12 protein-coding genes, 4 tRNA genes and 2 pseudogenes are annotated in these 18,640 nt (G+C 28.1%); 15 read left to right on the top strand and 3 right to left on the bottom strand.

Annotated features, from left to right (window positions below):
• Positions 1–12 precede the first annotated feature (12 nt).
• The gene (argB, locus tag G4A98_00240) at positions 13–786 is read right to left on the bottom strand and encodes an acetylglutamate kinase (protein ID QIQ41668.1); all 774 of its coding nucleotides are present in this window, start codon (positions 784–786) and stop codon (positions 13–15) included.
• Positions 787–863: 77 nt separating this feature from the next.
• Positions 864–1,795: pseudogene (locus G4A98_00235) on the bottom strand (N-acetyl-gamma-glutamyl-phosphate reductase).
• A 169-nt stretch (positions 1,796–1,964) separates the two neighbouring features.
• Between G4A98_00235 and G4A98_00230 the strand changes: the two are divergent.
• A pseudogene (locus G4A98_00230) lies at positions 1,965–3,104 on the top strand (peptidase dimerisation domain-containing protein).
• Here the strand turns inward: G4A98_00230 and metF are convergent.
• A complete protein-coding gene (gene metF / locus G4A98_00225) occupies positions 3,099–3,977 on the bottom strand; it encodes a methylenetetrahydrofolate reductase (protein QIQ41667.1) in 879 nt (292 codons plus the stop codon). The pseudogene G4A98_00230 and the gene metF sit on opposite strands and share 6 nt — an antisense overlap.
• A gap of 104 nt (positions 3,978–4,081) precedes the next feature.
• Here metF and murB point away from each other — a divergent pair, with 104 nt between their 5' ends.
• The 14 genes from murB (at position 4,082) to G4A98_00155 (ending at position 18,529) form a co-directional block, all read left to right on the top strand.
• Positions 4,082–5,140 (top strand): UDP-N-acetylmuramate dehydrogenase, encoded by a 1,059-nt coding sequence (gene murB / locus G4A98_00220; protein ID QIQ41666.1) that lies wholly within the window; start codon positions 4,082–4,084, stop codon positions 5,138–5,140.
• Between the two features lie 148 nt (positions 5,141–5,288).
• Positions 5,289–5,361, top strand: a tRNA-Thr gene (locus G4A98_00215).
• Positions 5,362–5,376: 15 nt separating this feature from the next.
• Positions 5,377–5,458 (top strand) — tRNA-Tyr (locus tag G4A98_00210).
• 26 nt (positions 5,459–5,484) lie between these two features.
• Positions 5,485–5,556, top strand: a tRNA-Gly gene (locus G4A98_00205).
• A 17-nt stretch (positions 5,557–5,573) separates the two neighbouring features.
• A tRNA-Thr gene (locus tag G4A98_00200) sits at positions 5,574–5,646 on the top strand.
• Between the two features lie 279 nt (positions 5,647–5,925).
• Entirely contained in the window at positions 5,926–6,309 is a 384-nt protein-coding gene (secE, locus tag G4A98_00195) for a preprotein translocase subunit SecE (GenBank protein ID QIQ41665.1), read from the top strand.
• A gap of 2 nt (positions 6,310–6,311) precedes the next feature.
• On the top strand, positions 6,312–6,857 hold the full coding sequence (gene nusG / locus G4A98_00190; protein QIQ41664.1) for a transcription termination/antitermination protein NusG: 546 nt from the start codon (positions 6,312–6,314) through the stop codon (positions 6,855–6,857).
• A 35-nt stretch (positions 6,858–6,892) separates the two neighbouring features.
• Positions 6,893–7,321 carry a 50S ribosomal protein L11 gene (rplK, locus tag G4A98_00185; GenBank protein ID QIQ41663.1) on the top strand — a complete coding sequence of 143 codons (429 nt, stop codon included), beginning with the start codon at positions 6,893–6,895 and terminating at the stop codon, positions 7,319–7,321.
• 2 nt (positions 7,322–7,323) lie between these two features.
• Complete coding sequence (rplA, locus tag G4A98_00180) at positions 7,324–8,019, top strand: 50S ribosomal protein L1 (GenBank protein QIQ41662.1); 696 nt, start codon at positions 7,324–7,326, stop codon at positions 8,017–8,019.
• A gap of 261 nt (positions 8,020–8,280) precedes the next feature.
• Positions 8,281–8,778, top strand: a complete 498-nt coding sequence (gene rplJ, locus G4A98_00175) for a 50S ribosomal protein L10 (protein QIQ41661.1) — start codon at positions 8,281–8,283, stop codon at positions 8,776–8,778.
• A gap of 66 nt (positions 8,779–8,844) precedes the next feature.
• Positions 8,845–9,213: a 50S ribosomal protein L7/L12 gene (gene rplL / locus G4A98_00170; protein ID QIQ41660.1), complete on the top strand. Its 369-nt coding sequence runs from the start codon at positions 8,845–8,847 to the stop codon at positions 9,211–9,213.
• Positions 9,214–9,429: 216 nt separating this feature from the next.
• Entirely contained in the window at positions 9,430–13,458 is a 4,029-nt protein-coding gene (gene rpoB, locus G4A98_00165; GenBank protein QIQ41659.1) for a DNA-directed RNA polymerase subunit beta, read from the top strand.
• A gap of 74 nt (positions 13,459–13,532) precedes the next feature.
• On the top strand, positions 13,533–17,756 hold the full coding sequence (rpoC, locus tag G4A98_00160) for a DNA-directed RNA polymerase subunit beta' (protein QIQ41658.1): 4,224 nt from the start codon (positions 13,533–13,535) through the stop codon (positions 17,754–17,756).
• A gap of 476 nt (positions 17,757–18,232) precedes the next feature.
• Positions 18,233–18,529 (top strand): HU family DNA-binding protein, encoded by a 297-nt coding sequence (locus G4A98_00155; GenBank protein QIQ42156.1) that lies wholly within the window; start codon positions 18,233–18,235, stop codon positions 18,527–18,529.
• Positions 18,530–18,640 lie beyond the last annotated feature (111 nt).

The following is an 18,640-nucleotide window of genomic DNA, read 5'->3' as shown; positions in this document are numbered from 1 at the left end:
TTTATAGTAAAATTACATGAACACTCGAGTACCAACATTTACGCCATTAAATAACAATTTTAATTCTTCTGTATTTTGCCAACTTGCTATATCCACAGGACGGCGTAAAACTCGCGCAGCTTCTAAAGCTGCATTCACTTTGACAATCATACCATTAGTAATAATTCCTTGAGAAATTAATCGTTGAGCTTGAATACTATTAATCTCTGTAATTCTTTGTCCTTTTCCATCCAATATTGCACTTATGTCAGATAATAAAATCAAATTTGCCTGTAAAGTAGTTGCTAAAGCTGTGGCTGCTAAATCAGCATTGACATTCATCAATAAACCATCATTAGTAATTCCTATAGAACTAATAATTGGTAAAATGCTTTCTTCGCAAAGTTTTTTTAAAAATAATGGTGATCCTGGCAATGCTTTACCAACATGACCTAAATCTTGATCTAACTTTTCTACATTAACACTATTCCCATCTGCTAAACATAACCCAACAGCATTTATATTATATTTTAATGCCCAGGCAAGTAAAGTTTTGTTAACAGTTCCAGCTAATGCACCTGTGATAACATTAATATGTTCAGATGGAGTAATACGTAAACCATTTTTCTTTTTAACTGGTAGAGAAAGCTTTTTCATTAAATCATCAATTAAACGACCTCCTCCATGTATTACTAATACATGACGTTTATAAGATTTTTGATAATCTACTAAAGATTTAAATAAACGCATCATAGCATTATCACTTTCTAATAAAACTCCACCTAATTTAATAACTAAAGGATTCATTATAAATGCCCCATTATTAATTAAATAATTGATTCTATTTCAGCAAAACCAAAATGAATATTAAAACACTGTATCGCCTAAGCAACTGCGCTCTTTAATAAATTATCTTCTTCTCTCACAATTACTATATAGTTATCTTTTATCAAAAGAACAATATCAAAACATGGCGGTTTTTCAACTAATTTAATACTTGTTAAATATTTTTTATATATACGAATTAAGGATTTATTCTTATAAAATTTATCAAAAATATTATATATAGCTACTAATCTAGTACTAGTCTTTTTATTTACATGTAATTGTAGTAATTATTCCCCCGAGAAAAAGAATCTAAATACAGAATACAAATTATTAGAATATCTTATTATTCTATAATTTCAAGAGTATGACGAGCAGTAAAAATGTTATATAGTTGCAAACTTACTGCATAAAAACTATTTTTAAACTAAGTTTTCTTCTAGCGCCACTCATATCATTAATAGCATTAATAATTGGCATATTCGTGTTGCAAATAATATTTTCTTCGATAATAGGTTTCAATGCTAATTGAATATAAGTTGCATGACGTTCAGGAACTGCAATTAAATTAATTGACTTTATTTCTTTTTTTTTATTCTGCTAAGCATAAATAAATTTTTTTAAAAATTCTTTATTTTGATAAACGAATATATAATAATCTAAGTATAGTATACTTTTTTTAATCTATAAGCAGGAGAAAAAATCAAACAAAATATAACCAGAAGATAAAAAATAAGAAACAAGAGAATAACTAACATAATAATTTTTCGATAAAAAACAGAATCGATATTCTTTTCAATTAAAGTAGTATCTCTTATAGCTTCAAACCATAGATCTATAATATTTTTGAATTGTTAATAAACATTTAAAAATAACTTACTTATATTTAAACTATTATTTGAGATAAATATTTTTTTATGTGAGAAAACGTATGAAGATTTATATAGTTCACTAATTCTGTACTAGTATATCTACTACCACCAACAATTATACATTTAGCATAAAATTAATAAACCGTGAATAAAAAAACTGCTATTTGTACATACCATAATATATATATGTTATAAAAAGCATATTTTATATTATCAATGTATTAATCAATTATTTATTTATGAATAAAATATTTTAAATATTTAATAAAATATGTACTTAAAAAGTTTATAATGAGAAAAATACCTAATTCGATTGAAATTTATAAATCACTAATAAAAATTCCTACAATTAGCAGCGATAATCACTTTCTTGATCAAAACAATAAAAACTTGATTGATTTATTATCTAATTATTTTTCCGATTTAAATTTTTCAATAAAAACTTATCAAGTTTTACATACTAATAAGTTCAACATGATAGCTTATATTAGTTCAAGAAGTGCAGGACTGCTATGATCTGGACATGTAGATACAGTTTTAATTTCAATGAAAATACATAAAAAAAAATCTTTTCACATTCACTAAATCTAATAATAGATTATATGAATTAAGAATAATACATATGAAAGGTTTTTTTGCTTTCATATTAGATGTAATATTTTCTATAAAGATAAAAAACTAACTAAACCAATTTGTATTCTGACTACTGCTAATGAAGAAACAGATATTTCTGCAATTAAACATTTCATAAAATCTACTAATATTAAAAAAAATATATAATATTTATCGAACCCATATCTTTAAAATTAATCAATGTAGATAAAGGAGATATATCCTATTCAATTGAAGTTATTGGAAATACTGGACATTCTAGTAATCTTAATCATGGTATTAATAGTGTTGAAATTATGTATGATGTTATGCAGTATTTATTACTTTTAAAGAAGTGTTTAAAAAAGAAATACTAACCTTTTTTCCATTTCATCTCTAACTATGAACTTATCTTTTATACATAAAGGTAGTACAATAAATCGAATTTGTTTTTTATGTATATTAAATCTTGAAGTACAACTTAAAAAAGGACTGACTTTAATAAAAATTGAAATTTTAATTAAAAAAAATTAGCATTAATTATAAAAAAATGAGCCTATCGTATTTTGATAAAAAGAATTCCTTCTTCTGTTCCGGAATATAAATGATTTTATAAAAATAATATTTTTTAAACAGTAGAAACATCATTTTAATTAAAGAGTAAACAGTAAATTACTGTACTGAAGCACCGTTTTTCAAAAAATTGCACCCGCCTTGATACTAGAATCAGGTTGTGTTAAATAAGTATATCAAACAGATGAATATTTAGACTCTTCTTTTATTGTACCTACTAAAAAAATTATCAATAAATGTTATTTTAAATTAAAATTTTTATAAACCTAAAATATGACAAATAGAATAAGCAATATCAGATTGATTTAAAGTGTAAAAATGAAAATTTTTTACTCCTTCAAAAGATAACTTTTTTACCATATCTATTGCTATACTAGAACCTATAATTTGTTGTGTAACCATATCATTATCTAGTCCATAAAATATTTCAGACATCCATTGAGGAATTTTAACATTAGTCATCTTTGAAAAACGTTTCAATTGCTTAAAGTTACAAACAGGCAAAATACCAGGTATGATTTCAACATTTATTCTATTTTTAATGCAATTTTCTCGAAAACGTAAATAACTTTCAATATTAAAAAAAAACTGTGTAATCGCTCTATTTGCACCTGCATCAATTTTTTTTTTTAAATTAAGGAGATCTGATTCAATATTTTTTGATTCTGGATGTAATTCAGGATAAGCAGCTACAGAAATATCAAAATTAGCAATTTTTTTTAATAAAATCACTAAATCTAGAGCATACATATTATGTTTATAATTTTTTTCTAATGTATCGCCTCTTAGTGCAACAATACTTTTAATACCATTCTTCCAATAATGCTCTGCGATTTTTTTTAATTCAATAGGTGTAGAATCAACACAAGTTAAATGAGCGGCTGTAACAACACCTGTTTTTTTATATATCTTCTTCACAATATCATACGTTTTTTCACGTTCACCAGTATTTGCACCATAGGTCACCGAAAAAAATTTTGGTTTTAATTTACTAAGACGTTTAACTGAAGACCATAAATTCTTTTCTAGAAAATCGTTTTTAGGTGGAAAAAATTCGAAAGAACACTGTATACTATTTCGAATATTTTCTAATTTCTGGTTCATTATATCTTGATGGTATTCAGCAAACATATTCATTTTAAAACTCCATTAAAATAATTTTATTTAAAAACTATTAAACTTTATTATATATAATAAAACATATTTATTTTTTATAATAAAATATTTTTATTCGATAATTTATGTGTAAAATAAAATATCTTACTAATCAATCATTAAAAGATTTAAACACATTTGCAATAGATGTGACAGCAAAAAAAATTATTTTTATAAAATCAATTCAATCACTTATTAATATATCAAAAATATGTCAATCATCTAATATTCCTTATATAATTTTAGGAGAAGGAAGTAATACATTATTTTTAGAAAACTATAGAGGAATAGTAATTATTAATCGGATTAAAGGAATAAAAATACTAGAAAAAAAAAATGTTTGGTTATTGCATATCTTTTCGGGAGAAAAATGGCATGATTTAGTAAAATTAACTTTGCATTTAGGTATTTTCGGATTAGAAAATTTAGCATTAATTCCAGGTTGTATAGGGTCTGCAGCAATTCAAAATATTGGTGCATATGGTTTAGAATTTAAAGATATATGTCAGTATGTTGACGTATTATCTTTAAAAAGTAATACGATTAGAAGAATTCATAACAAATTTTGCCAGTTTTCTTATCGGAATAGCATTTTTAAAAACCAATATCATCATAAATATGCTATTGTTGGAGTCGGAATTAAACTATCAAAAAAATGGCGTCCAACTATATTTTCTTCATTAGAAAATTATATTAACTTAAAAAATATAACTGCACATGCTATTTTTAATGTAGTCTGTAAAATACGTATAAAAAAATTACCTGATCCAAAAAAAACTGGAAATGCTGGTAGTTTTTTTAAAAACCCTATTGTTACAAAAGAAAAAGCAAAAACACTTGCGATTTTATATAACACTCCGAGTTATCCTGAAAAAAATAATTTAGTAAAAATTTCTGGTGGTTGGTTAATTGAACATTATAACTTTAAAAATCTTCAAATTGGTGATGCAAGTATTCATAACAAACAAAAATTGATATTAATTAATAAAAACAATGCTACTCCTCAAGATATTATAAAACTAGCAAAAATAATACATATATGTATTTTTAAAAAGTTTGGAATATTACTAGAACCAGAAATAGACTTTATCGGACCAATTGGAAAAGTACAATCATCAGAAATTTTTAAATTAAAAAATAATTAAAAACTCAATAAATTTAAATAAAAAATATAATCTTTCCTAAAAACAAGATTATTTTGATAAAAAAACTTGCAATATGAACGAAAAATTATATAATATAACTTAATTAAAATTAATATTTTAATGTTTTTTTCTATTTTCGGTAAAAAAAGCCGGCTTAGCTCAGCAGGCAGAGCAACTGACTTGTAATCAGTAGGTCACCAGTTCAATTCCGGTAGCCGGCATAAAAATTATTTTTAGGTGGGGTTCCCGAGCGGCCAAAGGGAGCAGACTGTAAATCTGCCGTCATAGACTTCGAAGGTTCGAATCCTTCTCCCACCAGTAAAAAAATATAAATCCTATAAAATGCGGACATCGTATAATGGCTATTACTTCAGCCTTCCAAGCTGATAACGCGGGTTCAATTCCCGCTGTCCGCTTAAAAAACAGTAAAGTTGCTGATATGGCTCAGTAGGTAGAGCACACCCTTGGTAAGGGTGAGGTCCCCAGTTCAATTCTGGGTATCAGCATAATTAATTTTTTAAAAAAATATTTTCAAATCATTTATCATAAATCTCACCTAATACTTTATTTTAAAATATTTTATATTTTGAAACTTCTATACTTACTTCATACATAATGACGAATTGATCTATTTTAAAAAATTAATAGTTTATTTTACGAGCTTTTATTTTAAAAAATGATTTTTTTTTCATATAAAAAATATAATTTTTATAAATAAAAAAGAACAAGATATTTGATGTATTAACATATTTTTTCTATATTATTTTATAATTTTAGGAGAAACTATGAATAAAAATAACTATAACCGAAACAAATATAAAATTTCAGAAAAAATAAAATGGTTATCTATATCTATATTTTTGACGCTTTCTTTTTTTATTAATTACTATTTTGACAAAACACAATTATTTGTTCGCATATTTATTATGTCTTTTTTAATTCTTTGTGCAATAGGAACTTTAATATACACAAAAAAAGGAGAATACCTATTATCATATATAATTATGTCAAAAAAAGAGATGCAAAAAATAATATGGCCTAAATATAATGAGACTTTATATACTACATTAATTGTTATTGTTATAACAATTTTTATGTCTCTTCTTTTGTGGGGTGTAGATAGTATAATATTCCATTTAATAGCATTTATTATTAGTTTAAGGTTCTAAAAATGCATGAGAGTCAAAAAAAAAGATGGTATGTATTACAAGCTTTTTCTGGATTCGAAAGCCGCGTAGCACAATCAATACGAGAACATGTAAAATTAAATGAAATGGGAGATTTATTCGGTGAAGTAATGGTTCCTTCTCAAGAAGTAGTGGAAATTCGAGGTGGACAGCGTAGAAAAAGTGAATATAAATTTTTTCCTGGATATGTTTTGATTCAAATGAAAATGACGGATTCTACTTGGCATCTGATTAGAAGTGTTCCTAGAGTTTTAGGATTTATTGGAGGAAAATCAGATAAGCCTTCTCCTATTAGTGATAAAGAAGTAGAAATTATTATTAATAGACTGCGCAAAATTGGTGATAAACCCAGACCTAAAACTTTATTTGAACCAGGAGAAATGATTCGTGTAAATGACGGTCCTTTTGCAGATTTTAATGGTGTAGTAGAAGAAGTTGACTATGAAAAAAGCAGACTTAAAGTCTCTGTTTCTATTTTTGGAAGATCTACTCCTGTAGAACTAGATTTTAGACAAGTAGAAAAAAATTAAAAAACTGATAAATTTTAATATAAAATGAGAAAAATATGGCTAAAAAAATACAATCATATATTAAACTACAAGTATCAGCTGGAACAGCTAATCCTAGTCCACCAATTGGCCCCGCTTTAGGGCAGAAAGGTGTCAATATTATGGAATTCTGTAAATTATTCAACAAAAAAACAGAAAATATAGAAAAAGGACTTCCAATACCAGTAATTATCACAGTTTATTCTGATCGTTCATTTACATTTATTACTAAAACACCTCCTGCTTCTGTTTTATTAAAAAAACTATCTAGCATTAAAAAAGGTTCTAGTAAAACTAAATTAGAACAAATAGGAAAAGTCAATCGTGCACAAATAAAAGAAATAGCAATGATTAAAAATAATGATATGACTGGTTCTAATATTGAAAGCATGATGAGATCTATTGAAGGAACAGCTAAATCTATGGGTCTAGTCATTGAGGGATAATAATGAACAAAATCGCTAAACGCATTAAAAAAATGAAAGAAAATATTAATTTTGAAAAATTATACCAAATTGATGATTTAATAAATTTATTAAAAAAATCATCTAAAGTAAAATTTAATGAAAGTATTGATATTGCTATTAATTTAGGGATAGATTCTAAAAAGTCAAATCAAAATATTCGAGGTTCTATAGTATTACCACATGGAATCGGACGTTCTATTCGAGTCGCTGTATTTACACAAGGTGATAATGTTAAAATAGCTAAAAATGCAGGTGCTGAATTAATAGGAATGGAAGACCTATCTGAAAAAATAAAAAAAGAAGGTGTTAATTTTGATGTTGTTATTGCTTCACCTGATGCAATGCAAGTAGTAACACAGTTAGGACAAATACTTGGACCTCGTAATTTAATGCCTAATCCTAAACTAGGAACAGTAACGACAAATATTTCTGAAGCAATTAAAAACGCAAAAACAGGACAAGTACGCTACCGAAATGATAAAAATGGAATTATTCATGCTACAATTGGTCGAATTAATTTCAATATAAACCAAATAAAAGAAAATTTGCATGTATTTTTAGAATCTATTAAAAAAGCAAAACCGCCACAATCAAAGGGATTGTATATAAAAAAGATAGTTTTATCAACAACTATGGGAATAGGATTAATTATTGATCAATCTACTTTATCTCCTTAACAAAATGATTTCCACTTTACGCTATAAAAAAAATTATTTATAATATCCCTTTTTTTAATCAGTATTAAAAATATTTTTATGTTTTAAAACGATTAAAAAATCATCTGTTTCTAATGCTAAAATTTATTATTTAATAATCTTTTTTTATAGTCATAGAGTGAAAAAATAAAAATGTATTTTAAAAAAATATATATAGTTAGTATTTTTATTAAAAATTGATTTAAATCATTTCTCTCTAGATTAATAAGGAGAATTTAATAAATGGCATTAAATCTTTATAACAAGAAAATCATTGTTGCTAAAATTAATAAAATTTCTAATACAGCATTATCAGCTGTTACTGCAGATTCTCAAGGTGTTTGTGTAAATAAAATCAATGAATTAAGAAAATCTGGACGTGAAATCGGAGTAAAAATGAGTATTGTTCAAAATACTCTATTATCTTTAGCAATTAAAAATACTATTTTTGAATGTTTAAAAGAAAAGTTGAAAGGTTCTACTTTTATCGCTTATTCTATGATACATCCAGGTAGCGGTGCGAGGTTATTCAAAGAGTTTGCAAAACAAAATACACAGTTTAAAATTACAGGAGCAGCTTTTGAAGGAAAATTACTCTCTACTTTAGAAATAAATCAACTTGCAGATATGCCTACTTATAAAGAAGCCATAATCAAACTTCTATTAACATTGAAGATATCAATTGCTGGAAAACTTATTTATATATTATCTGCTATAAAACAAAAAAAAGAAACCTCATAAAGGTTATTATTTTTGATGTATTAATAACATCTAAAATAATTCTAATTGTTATTAGGAATTATTGTTATGTCTATTACTAAAGAACAAATCTTAGAAGCTGTATCAGAAATGTCAGTCATGAATGTCGTAGATCTTATTGCAGCAATGGAAGAAAAATTTGGAGTTTCTGCTAATATGGCTATGAATAGCAATAATCCAAATGAAAAAGATTTGCATGAAGAAAAAACAGAATTTGATATTTTCTTAAAAGTTATTGGACCAAATAAAGTATCAGTAATTAAAACTGTACGTAGTGCAACTGGTTTAGGATTAAAAGAAGCTAAAGACTTAGTAGAATCTGCCCCAACAGTATTAAAAGAAAATATCAGCAAAGAAGATGCAGAATCACTTAAAAAAACATTGGAAGATGTTGGTGCTGAAATCGAAATTAAATAAAAATATTAAATTTTATAATTTAATCAATTTGAAAGCACGGCTGGTGATTTTAATTCACCAGCCTTTTAAATCAAAAAACATTCAAGTCATTTTCTAAAAATATTTAATAAAAAATAATTAAAAAATAAAATTCTTAAAAAATATTAAAACTGTCTCCCCTTCAGACAAAAAGATAAATTAATTTGTAATTTATCTGTCAACGAGATTAGGAACCCCATGGTTTACTCTTATACCGAAAAAAAACGTATTCGTAAAGATTTTGGCAAACGTCCTAAAGTTTTAGATATACCATATCTTCTTTCGATTCAATTAGATTCTTTCAAAAAATTTATTAAACCAGATTTAGAAGGTGAATACGGATTAGAAGCAGCATTTCGTTCAGTATTTCCTATTTGTGGTTATAATGGAAATTCTGAGCTTCAATATGTTAGTTATCGTTTAGGAGAAACAATATTTGATGTGAAAGAATGTCAAATAAGAGGCGCGACTTATTCAGCACCATTAAGAGTAAGATTACGTCTTATTATCTACGAACGTGACATATTAGAAGCCACTGTTAAAGATATTAAAGAACAAGAAGTTTACATGGGCGAAATCCCACTCATGACAAATAATGGAACATTTATAATAAATGGAACAGAAAGAGTCGTTGTCTCTCAGCTACACCGTAGTCCTGGAGTTTTTTTTGATAGCGATAAAGGAAAGACACATTCTTCAGGAAAAGTTCTTTATAATGCCCGAATTATTCCTTACCGAGGATCTTGGTTAGATTTTGAATTCGATCCAAAAGATAATTTATTTGTTAGAATTGATAGACGTAGAAAACTACCAGTAAGTATTCTTTTACGTGCTCTTAATTATAATACAGAAGAAATATTGAATATATTTTTTGAAAAAAATATTTTCAAAATAGAAAAGAATCAAATTGAACTAGAATTAGTACCTGAAAGACTACGTGGTGAAACTGCGTCATTTGATATTAAAAAGAATGGAAAAACATATATAGAAAAAGGTCGTCGTATTACTGCTAGACATATTCAAGAGTTAAAAAGAAATGAAATAAAATCTATTATAGTTCCTGTTGAATATATTTTAGGAAGAATTGTATCTAAAAAATATATAGATCAAAAAACAGGTGAAACAATTATTTTACCCAATACAGAACTCTCTTTAGAAGCATTAGAAAAATTAAAAAAATCAGGTTTTTATTATATTGAAACACTATTTACTAATGATTTAGATCATGGTCCATATATATCAGAAACACTACGAATAGATTCAGCTAATGATCGCATGAGTGCTTTAATAGAAATTTATCGTGTTATGAGACCTGGAGAACCTCCTACTAAAGAAGCAACAGAAAATTTATTTGAAAATTTATTTTTTTCTGAAGACAGGTATGATCTTTCTTCTGTTGGTAGAATGAAATTTAATAGATCTCTTTTACGTAAAGAAATTGAGGGTTCAGGTACTTTAAATAAAGAAGATATTATTGATGTTATCAAGAAAATTATCGATATTCGAAATGGAAAAGGAGAAATAGACGATATTGACCATTTAGGAAACCGACGTGTTAGATCTGTTGGTGAAATGGCAGAAAACCAATTTAGAATCGGTTTAGTAAGAGTAGAAAGAGCAGTTAAAGAAAGATTATCTATCGGTGATTTAGATACTCTTATGCCTCAAGATATGATTAATGCTAAGCCAATATCAGCTGCCGTTAAAGAATTTTTTGGTTCTAGTCAATTATCACAATTTATGGATCAAAATAATCCTTTATCAGAAATCACGCATAAAAGACGTATTTCAGCATTAGGTTTAGGTGGTTTAACTAGAGAAAGAGCAGGTTTTGAAGTTCGAGATGTTCATCCTACTCACTACGGACGTGTATGTCCTATAGAAACACCAGAAGGTCCGAACATTGGATTAATTAATTCTTTATCTGTATATGCTCAAACAAATTCTTATGGATTTTTAGAAACACCTTATCGAAAAGTCAGAAATGGTTTAGTTACCAAAGAAATTAATTATCTATCTGCCATAGAAGAAGGTAATTATATTATTGCACAAGCTAATACTAATATTGATGAAACTGGTTTTTTTACTGATGATTTAGTCACGTGTCGACATAAAGGTGAATCTAGTTTATTTAATCGTACTCAAGTAAATTATATGGATGTTTCTACACAACAAATTGTGTCTGTCGGTGCATCTTTAATTCCTTTTCTTGAACATGATGATGCAAATAGAGCGTTAATGGGTGCTAATATGCAACGTCAAGCCGTACCAACTCTTAAAACAGACAAACCTCTAGTCGGGACAGGAATGGAAAGAGCAGTAGCAGTAGATTCCGGAGTTACAGTTGTAGCTAAAAGAAGTGGTTTTATTCAATATGTAGATGCTTCACGTATCGTGATTAAAGTAGATGAAAAAGAAATGTATTTAGGAGAAGCTGGAATAGATATATACAATTTAACTAAATATACTCGTTCAAATCAAAATACTTGTATCAATCAACAACCTTGCGTCAATTTAGGTGAAAAAATTAAGAAAGGTGATGTTCTAGCAGACGGACCATCTACTGATTTAGGAGAGCTTGCGTTAGGACAAAATATGCGTGTAGCATTTATGCCTTGGAACGGATACAATTTTGAAGATTCAATCCTAGTATCAGAAAGAGTTGTTCAAGAAGATCGTTTTACTACAATTCATATTCAAGAATTATCTTGTATATCACGAGATACTAAATTAGGAGCAGAGGAAATTAGTTCAGATATACCTAATGTAGGTGAAGCCGCATTATCTAAATTAGATGAATCAGGAATTGTTTATATTGGAGCAGAAGTCACTGGAGGTGATATATTAGTCGGAAAAGTAACACCAAAAGGAGAAACACAATTAACACCAGAAGAAAAATTATTACGTGCTATTTTTGGTGAAAAAGCATCAGATGTAAAAGATTCTTCATTACGAGTTCCTAATGGAGTTTCAGGAACTGTAATAGATGTTCAAATATTTACAAGAGATGGCGTAAAAAAAGATAAAAGAGCCTTAGAAATTGAAGACATGCAACTTAAAAAAATTAAAAAGGATCTTACTGAAGAATTTAAAATATTTGAATCCAGTTTATTTACTCATATTAAAAAAACTTTTATATCTTGTGACATTCAAACAGAACAACTTAGCACACTACCTTTTGACAAATGGTTTTCTATAGAAATTAAACAAAAAAACAAAAAACAAGAAATAGAAAAACTTGCAAAAAAACACAATGAATTGAAAGAAGAATTTAATAAAAAAATTGAAATAAAACGCCGAAAAATCACACAAGGAGACGACCTAGCTCCAGGTGTGTTAAAAATAGTTAAAGTATATTTAGCAGTTAAACGTCAAATTCAACCTGGTGATAAAATGGCAGGAAGACATGGGAACAAAGGAGTAATTTCTAAAATTAATCCTATTGAAGATATGCCTTATGATCAACATGGTATACCAGTTGATATTGTTTTAAATCCACTAGGTGTTCCTTCTCGTATGAATATCGGACAAATATTAGAAACACATTTAGGAATGGCAGCAAAGGGTATTGGTGATAAAATAAATTATATGCTTAAAACACAAGAAAAAATATCCAACTTGCGCAAATTTATACAAAAAGCTTTTAATTTAGGAGATCATCTACGTCAGAAAGTAGATTTAGATACATTTTCAAATGAAGAAATATTACGTTTAGCTGAAAATTTAAAACATGGCATTCCTATTGCTACACCAGTATTTGATGGTGCACAAGAAAACGAAATAAAACAAATGTTAAAATTTGCAGGACTGCCTACTTCGGGACAAATTACACTCTTTGATGGAAGAACAGGAGAACAGTTCGAAAGACCTGTTACTGTTGGCTATATGTACATGTTAAAATTAAATCATTTAGTAGATGATAAAATGCATGCTCGTTCTACTGGTTCTTATAGTTTAGTCACTCAACAACCATTAGGTGGAAAAGCCCAATTTGGTGGTCAACGTTTCGGTGAAATGGAAGTGTGGGCACTAGAGGCATATGGAGCTTCTTATACATTACAAGAAATGTTAACTGTCAAATCCGATGACGTAAATGGAAGAACTAAAATGTATAAAAATATTGTAGACGGAAATCATCAAATGGAACCTGGAATGCCAGAATCTTTTAACGTTTTGTTAAAAGAAATTCGATCATTAGGTATTAACATTGAACTAGAAAGCGAATAATAATATCGGCAATATAGTACAAAACATTTATATATTCATTACCTTGAAAATTTAACTCCAACGAGAGCTAATGTGTGAAAGATTTACTAAAATTCCTAAAATCCCAAACTAAAAATGAAGATTTTGATGCTATTAAAATCTCGTTAGCTTCACCTGATATGATTAGATCTTGGTCATTTGGAGAAGTTAAAAAGCCTGAAACCATTAATTATCGTACATTTAAACCCGAACGAGATGGATTGTTTTGTGCACGTATTTTTGGTCCAGTAAAAGATTATGAATGTTTATGTGGTAAATATAAAAGATTAAAACATCGAGGTGTAATCTGTGAAAAATGTGGCGTTGAAGTAACACAAAGCAAGGTAAGACGAGAACGTATGGGTCATATAGAACTTTCTTCTCCTACAGCTCATATTTGGTTTTTAAAATCTTTACCATCACGAATAGGTTTATTATTAGATATGCCTTTAAGAGATATTGAAAGAGTACTATACTTTGAATCTTATGTCGTTATAGAAACAGGAATGACTAATCTTGAAAAACGTCAAATTTTAACTGAAGAACAATATCTAGATTCATTGGAAGAATTTGGAGATGAATTTCATGCTACAATGGGAGCAGAAGCTATTCAATTTCTATTAAAAGATATTAATTTAACACAAGAATGCAATACTTTAAGACTTGAATTACATGAAACTAATTCTGAAACAAAAAGAAAAAAACTAACAAAAAGAATCAAACTATTAGAATCTTTTATTCAGTCTCATAATAAACCTGAATGGATGATTCTAAATGTATTACCAGTATTACCGCCTGATCTCAGACCATTAGTACCACTAGATGGTGGAAGATTTGCAACATCAGATTTAAATGATTTATATCGTCGAGTAATTAATAGAAATAATCGTCTAAAACGCTTATTAGATTTAGCAGCTCCAGACATAATTGTACGTAATGAAAAAAGAATGTTACAAGAAGCAGTAGATGCCTTATTAGACAATGGTAGAAGAGGAAGAGCGATCATAGGATCTAATAAAAGACCTCTTAAGTCATTAGCTGATATGATTAAAGGAAAACAAGGACGATTTCGACAAAATCTTCTTGGAAAACGTGTAGATTATTCTGGTCGTTCAGTAATTACTGTAGGTCCTTATCTTCATTTACATCAATGCGGATTACCTAAAAAAATGGCGCTAGAACTTTTTAAACCATTTATATACGGAAAATTAGAAGTTCGTGGTTTAGCAACTACTATTAAAGCAGCAAAAAAAATGGTAGAAAAAGAGGAGGCAGTAGTATGGGATATTTTGGATGAAGTGATTCGCGAACATCCAGTTCTTTTAAATCGTGCTCCGACTTTACATAGATTAGGTATACAAGCATTTGAACCAGTTCTTATAGAAGGAAAAGCAATCCAACTACATCCACTAGTATGTGCAGCTTATAATGCAGACTTTGATGGAGATCAAATGGCTGTACATGTTCCGTTGACTATAGAATCACAATTAGAAGCTAGAGCTTTAATGATGTCAACAAATAATATTTTATCTCCAGCTAATGGAGAACCAATTATTGTTCCTTCTCAAGACGTTGTTTTGGGTTTGTATTATATGACCCGTGAAAAAATCAACGGAAAAGGAGAAGGTATGTTATTGAATGATTCTAATGAAGCAGAAAAAGTCTATCGTTTAGGTATTGCTGAACTACATGCATTGGTAAAAGTACGAATAATAGAATATAAAAAAAATGAAGATAATAGTTTTATCACAATAAAAAAAATCATTACTACTACTATAGGGAGAGCTATTTTATGGATGATTGTTCCTAAAGGATTACCATTTAGTATTATTAATCAAACTTTAGGTAAAAAAGATATTTCTCAAATGCTGAACACTTGTTATCGTATTTTAGGACTAAAACCTACTGTTTTTTTTGCTGATCAAATTATGTATACTGGTTTCGCTTATGCAGCAAGATCAGGAGCTTCAGTTGGTATTGATGATATGGTGATACCAGAAAAAAAAGCAAATATTATTAATGAAGCCGAAATTGAAGTATCTGAAATACAAGAGCAATTTCAATCTGGATTAGTAACAGCAGGTGAAAGATATAATAAAGTTATTGATATTTGGGCAGCAGCTAACGAACGAGTGGCTAAAGCTATGATGGAAAACTTATCTACAGAATCTGTCATAAATAAAAAAGGTGAAAAGCAAAAACAAATATCTTTTAATAGTATATTCATGATGGCTGATTCAGGAGCACGTGGTTCTGCTGCACAAATTCGTCAATTAGCTGGTATGAGAGGATTGATGGCAAAACCTGATGGTTCGATTATTGAAACACCTATTACAGCTAATTTTCGAGAAGGTTTAAATGTACTGCAATATTTTATTTCTACACATGGAGCACGTAAGGGATTAGCAGATACAGCATTAAAAACCGCTAATTCTGGCTATTTAACACGTCGTTTAGTAGATGTAGCACAAGATTTAGTTATAACAGAAGATGATTGTCGAACACATGAAGGAATTTTAATGACTCCGTTAATTGAAGGAGGTGATGTAAAAGAACCATTACGTGAACGCGTTTTAGGTCGAATTACTGCAGAAAATGTTATTATTCCAAATACTAAAAATATACTAATTAAAAGAAATACACTGTTAAACGAACAGTTATGTGATCTTTTAGAATCTAATTCTATAGATAATGTTAAAGTAAGATCAGTTGTAAATTGTGACACTAATTTTGGTGTTTGCGCTTATTGTTATGGGCGTGATCTAGCTCGAGGAAATTTAGTTAACAAAGGAGAAGCAATTGGAGTGATCGCTGCTCAATCTATAGGAGAACCAGGCACACAGCTAACTATGAGAACTTTTCATATTGGAGGTGCAGCATCAAGAGCTGCAGCAGAATCTAGTATTCAAATAAAAAATCAAGGTGTTATAAATCTTAATAATGCAAAGTTTGTAACTAATTCTACTGGTAAAATAGTTATCACTTCAAGAAATGTAGAACTTAATATTATTGACAATTTTGGGAGAACAAAAGAAACTTATAAAGTTCCTTATGGAGCTATTATGGCTAAAGGAGATGGTGAAAAAGTAAACTCTGGAGAAACTGTTGCAAAATGGGATCCACATACCATGCCAGTTATTACCGAAGTTAATGGTTTAGTTCGTTTTGTCGATATGATTGATGGTCAAAGTATTACAAGACAAGCAGATGAATTAACTGGTTTATCTTCTATAGTAATATTAGATACAGCAGAAAGAATGACAATTGGGAAAGACTTAAGACCAGCATTAAAAATTGTGGACTATAATGGAAAAGATGTGCTTATTTCAGGAACAGATATGCCTGCACAATATTTTTTACCTGGAAAAGCTATTGTTCAAATTGATGATGGAGCACAAATCAGTTCTGGTGACACATTAGCACGTGTTCCACAAGAATCTGGAGGAACTAAAGACATAACTGGTGGACTGCCAAGAGTTGCGGATTTATTTGAAGCTAGACGTCCCAAGGAATTGGCAATTTTAGCTGAAATCAGTGGTATTATATCTTTTGGAAAAGAAACTAAGGGAAAAAGAAGATTAGTTATTACACCGGTAGACGGAAGTGATTCTTATGAAGAAATGATTCCAAAGTGGAGACAATTAAACGTCTTTGAAGGAGAAAGAGTAGAAAGAGGAGATGTGGTATCCGATGGTCCAGAATCACCACATGATATACTTCGATTAAGAGGCGTTCAAGCTGTAACTAGGTATATCGTAAACGAAGTACAAGAAGTATATCGTCTACAGGGTGTAAAAATTAATGATAAACATATTGAAGTAATTATAAGACAAATGCTTCGAAAAGCTACTATAGTTAAATCAGGAAATTCCGATTTTTTAGAAGGCGAACAGGTAGAATTTTCTCGTATAAAAATTTCAAATCGAATATTAGCAAAAAAAAAGAAAAAAATAGCTACTTTTTCAAGAGATTTATTAGGAATAACTAAAGCGTCACTTGCAACAGAATCTTTTATATCCGCAGCTTCTTTTCAAGAGACAACAAGAGTATTAACTGAATCTGCAGTAGCAGGAAAAAAAGATGAATTAAGAGGATTAAAAGAAAATGTCATTGTTGGACGTTTAATTCCCGCAGGTACAGGATATGCATATCACAGAGAACGTTTTAATCGTCGTCAAAAAAAACATAATAATCCAACAGTTAGCAGTTCTCAAATTAGTGCGGAAGAAGCTTCTGCTAGTCTTTCAGAATTATTAAATTCTGCTCTTATAGAAAAATAAATGATCCTTAATATTTTTATATATTTAAATTATGGCTGCTCCTAAAAGCAGCCACAGTGAAAATATAGTAATTTTATATTATAATATTTTTAGTATGCTTACTCTTCTAAAAAAATTATTTTATATGTTCTTAAACAGATTAAATTTAAATATCTTTAAAAATTAGTTTTAATATTTTTTAAAAAAATAGTTTTTTTTAAAAAAAATATATATTTTTCATAGAATATATTTTTAATAATATTTAGATATATTATATATTTAAATTTTCTTCAATTATGAATTTTTAACCTAACTCTTCTTTCTTTTTATATTGTTTGTTATAAATATAACAATTTTTAATTGATAAAAAATTATATAATATGAAAAAATATATTTTTCTTTTTATATCAAAAATGTATAGAAAAAACTTACCATAAAAAATATAGTTTTAATATAAATTTATAAAAATAATATCTAAATACATTATTAATTTTTACATTCAAATAAAAAAAGGAAAAATAATGAATAAAACTCAATTAATCGATGTGATTTCTAAAAAATCTAATTTATCTAAAATACAAGCAAAATTGACTTTAGAAACAACATTATCAACTATTATCGATTCTTTAAAAAAAGGTGAGTCTGTACAAATAGTTGGATTTGGTACTTTTAAAGTTAATTTAAGATCATCTCGTACAGGGAGAAATCCTCAAACAGGAAAAGAAATACAAATTCCCGCTACAAAAGTAACTAGTTTTACATCTGGAAAAACATTAAAAAATGCAATTAAATAATTATAACGTACAATACATTTAAAGGGGCATAGTGCCCCTCAATAAATATATGATTTATAATGATCCTAAAAATTATTATGTATTTAAAATGATCTGAATATAAAAAATACA

Origin of the sequence: Buchnera aphidicola (Microlophium carnosum) (genome assembly GCA_011752475.1) — a bacterium.
GTDB classification, from domain to species: Bacteria; Pseudomonadota; Gammaproteobacteria; order Enterobacterales; family Enterobacteriaceae; genus Buchnera; species Buchnera aphidicola_BG.
Note: the sequence above shows the minus strand (reverse complement) of the source record. Positions and strands in the feature narration are given on the sequence as shown.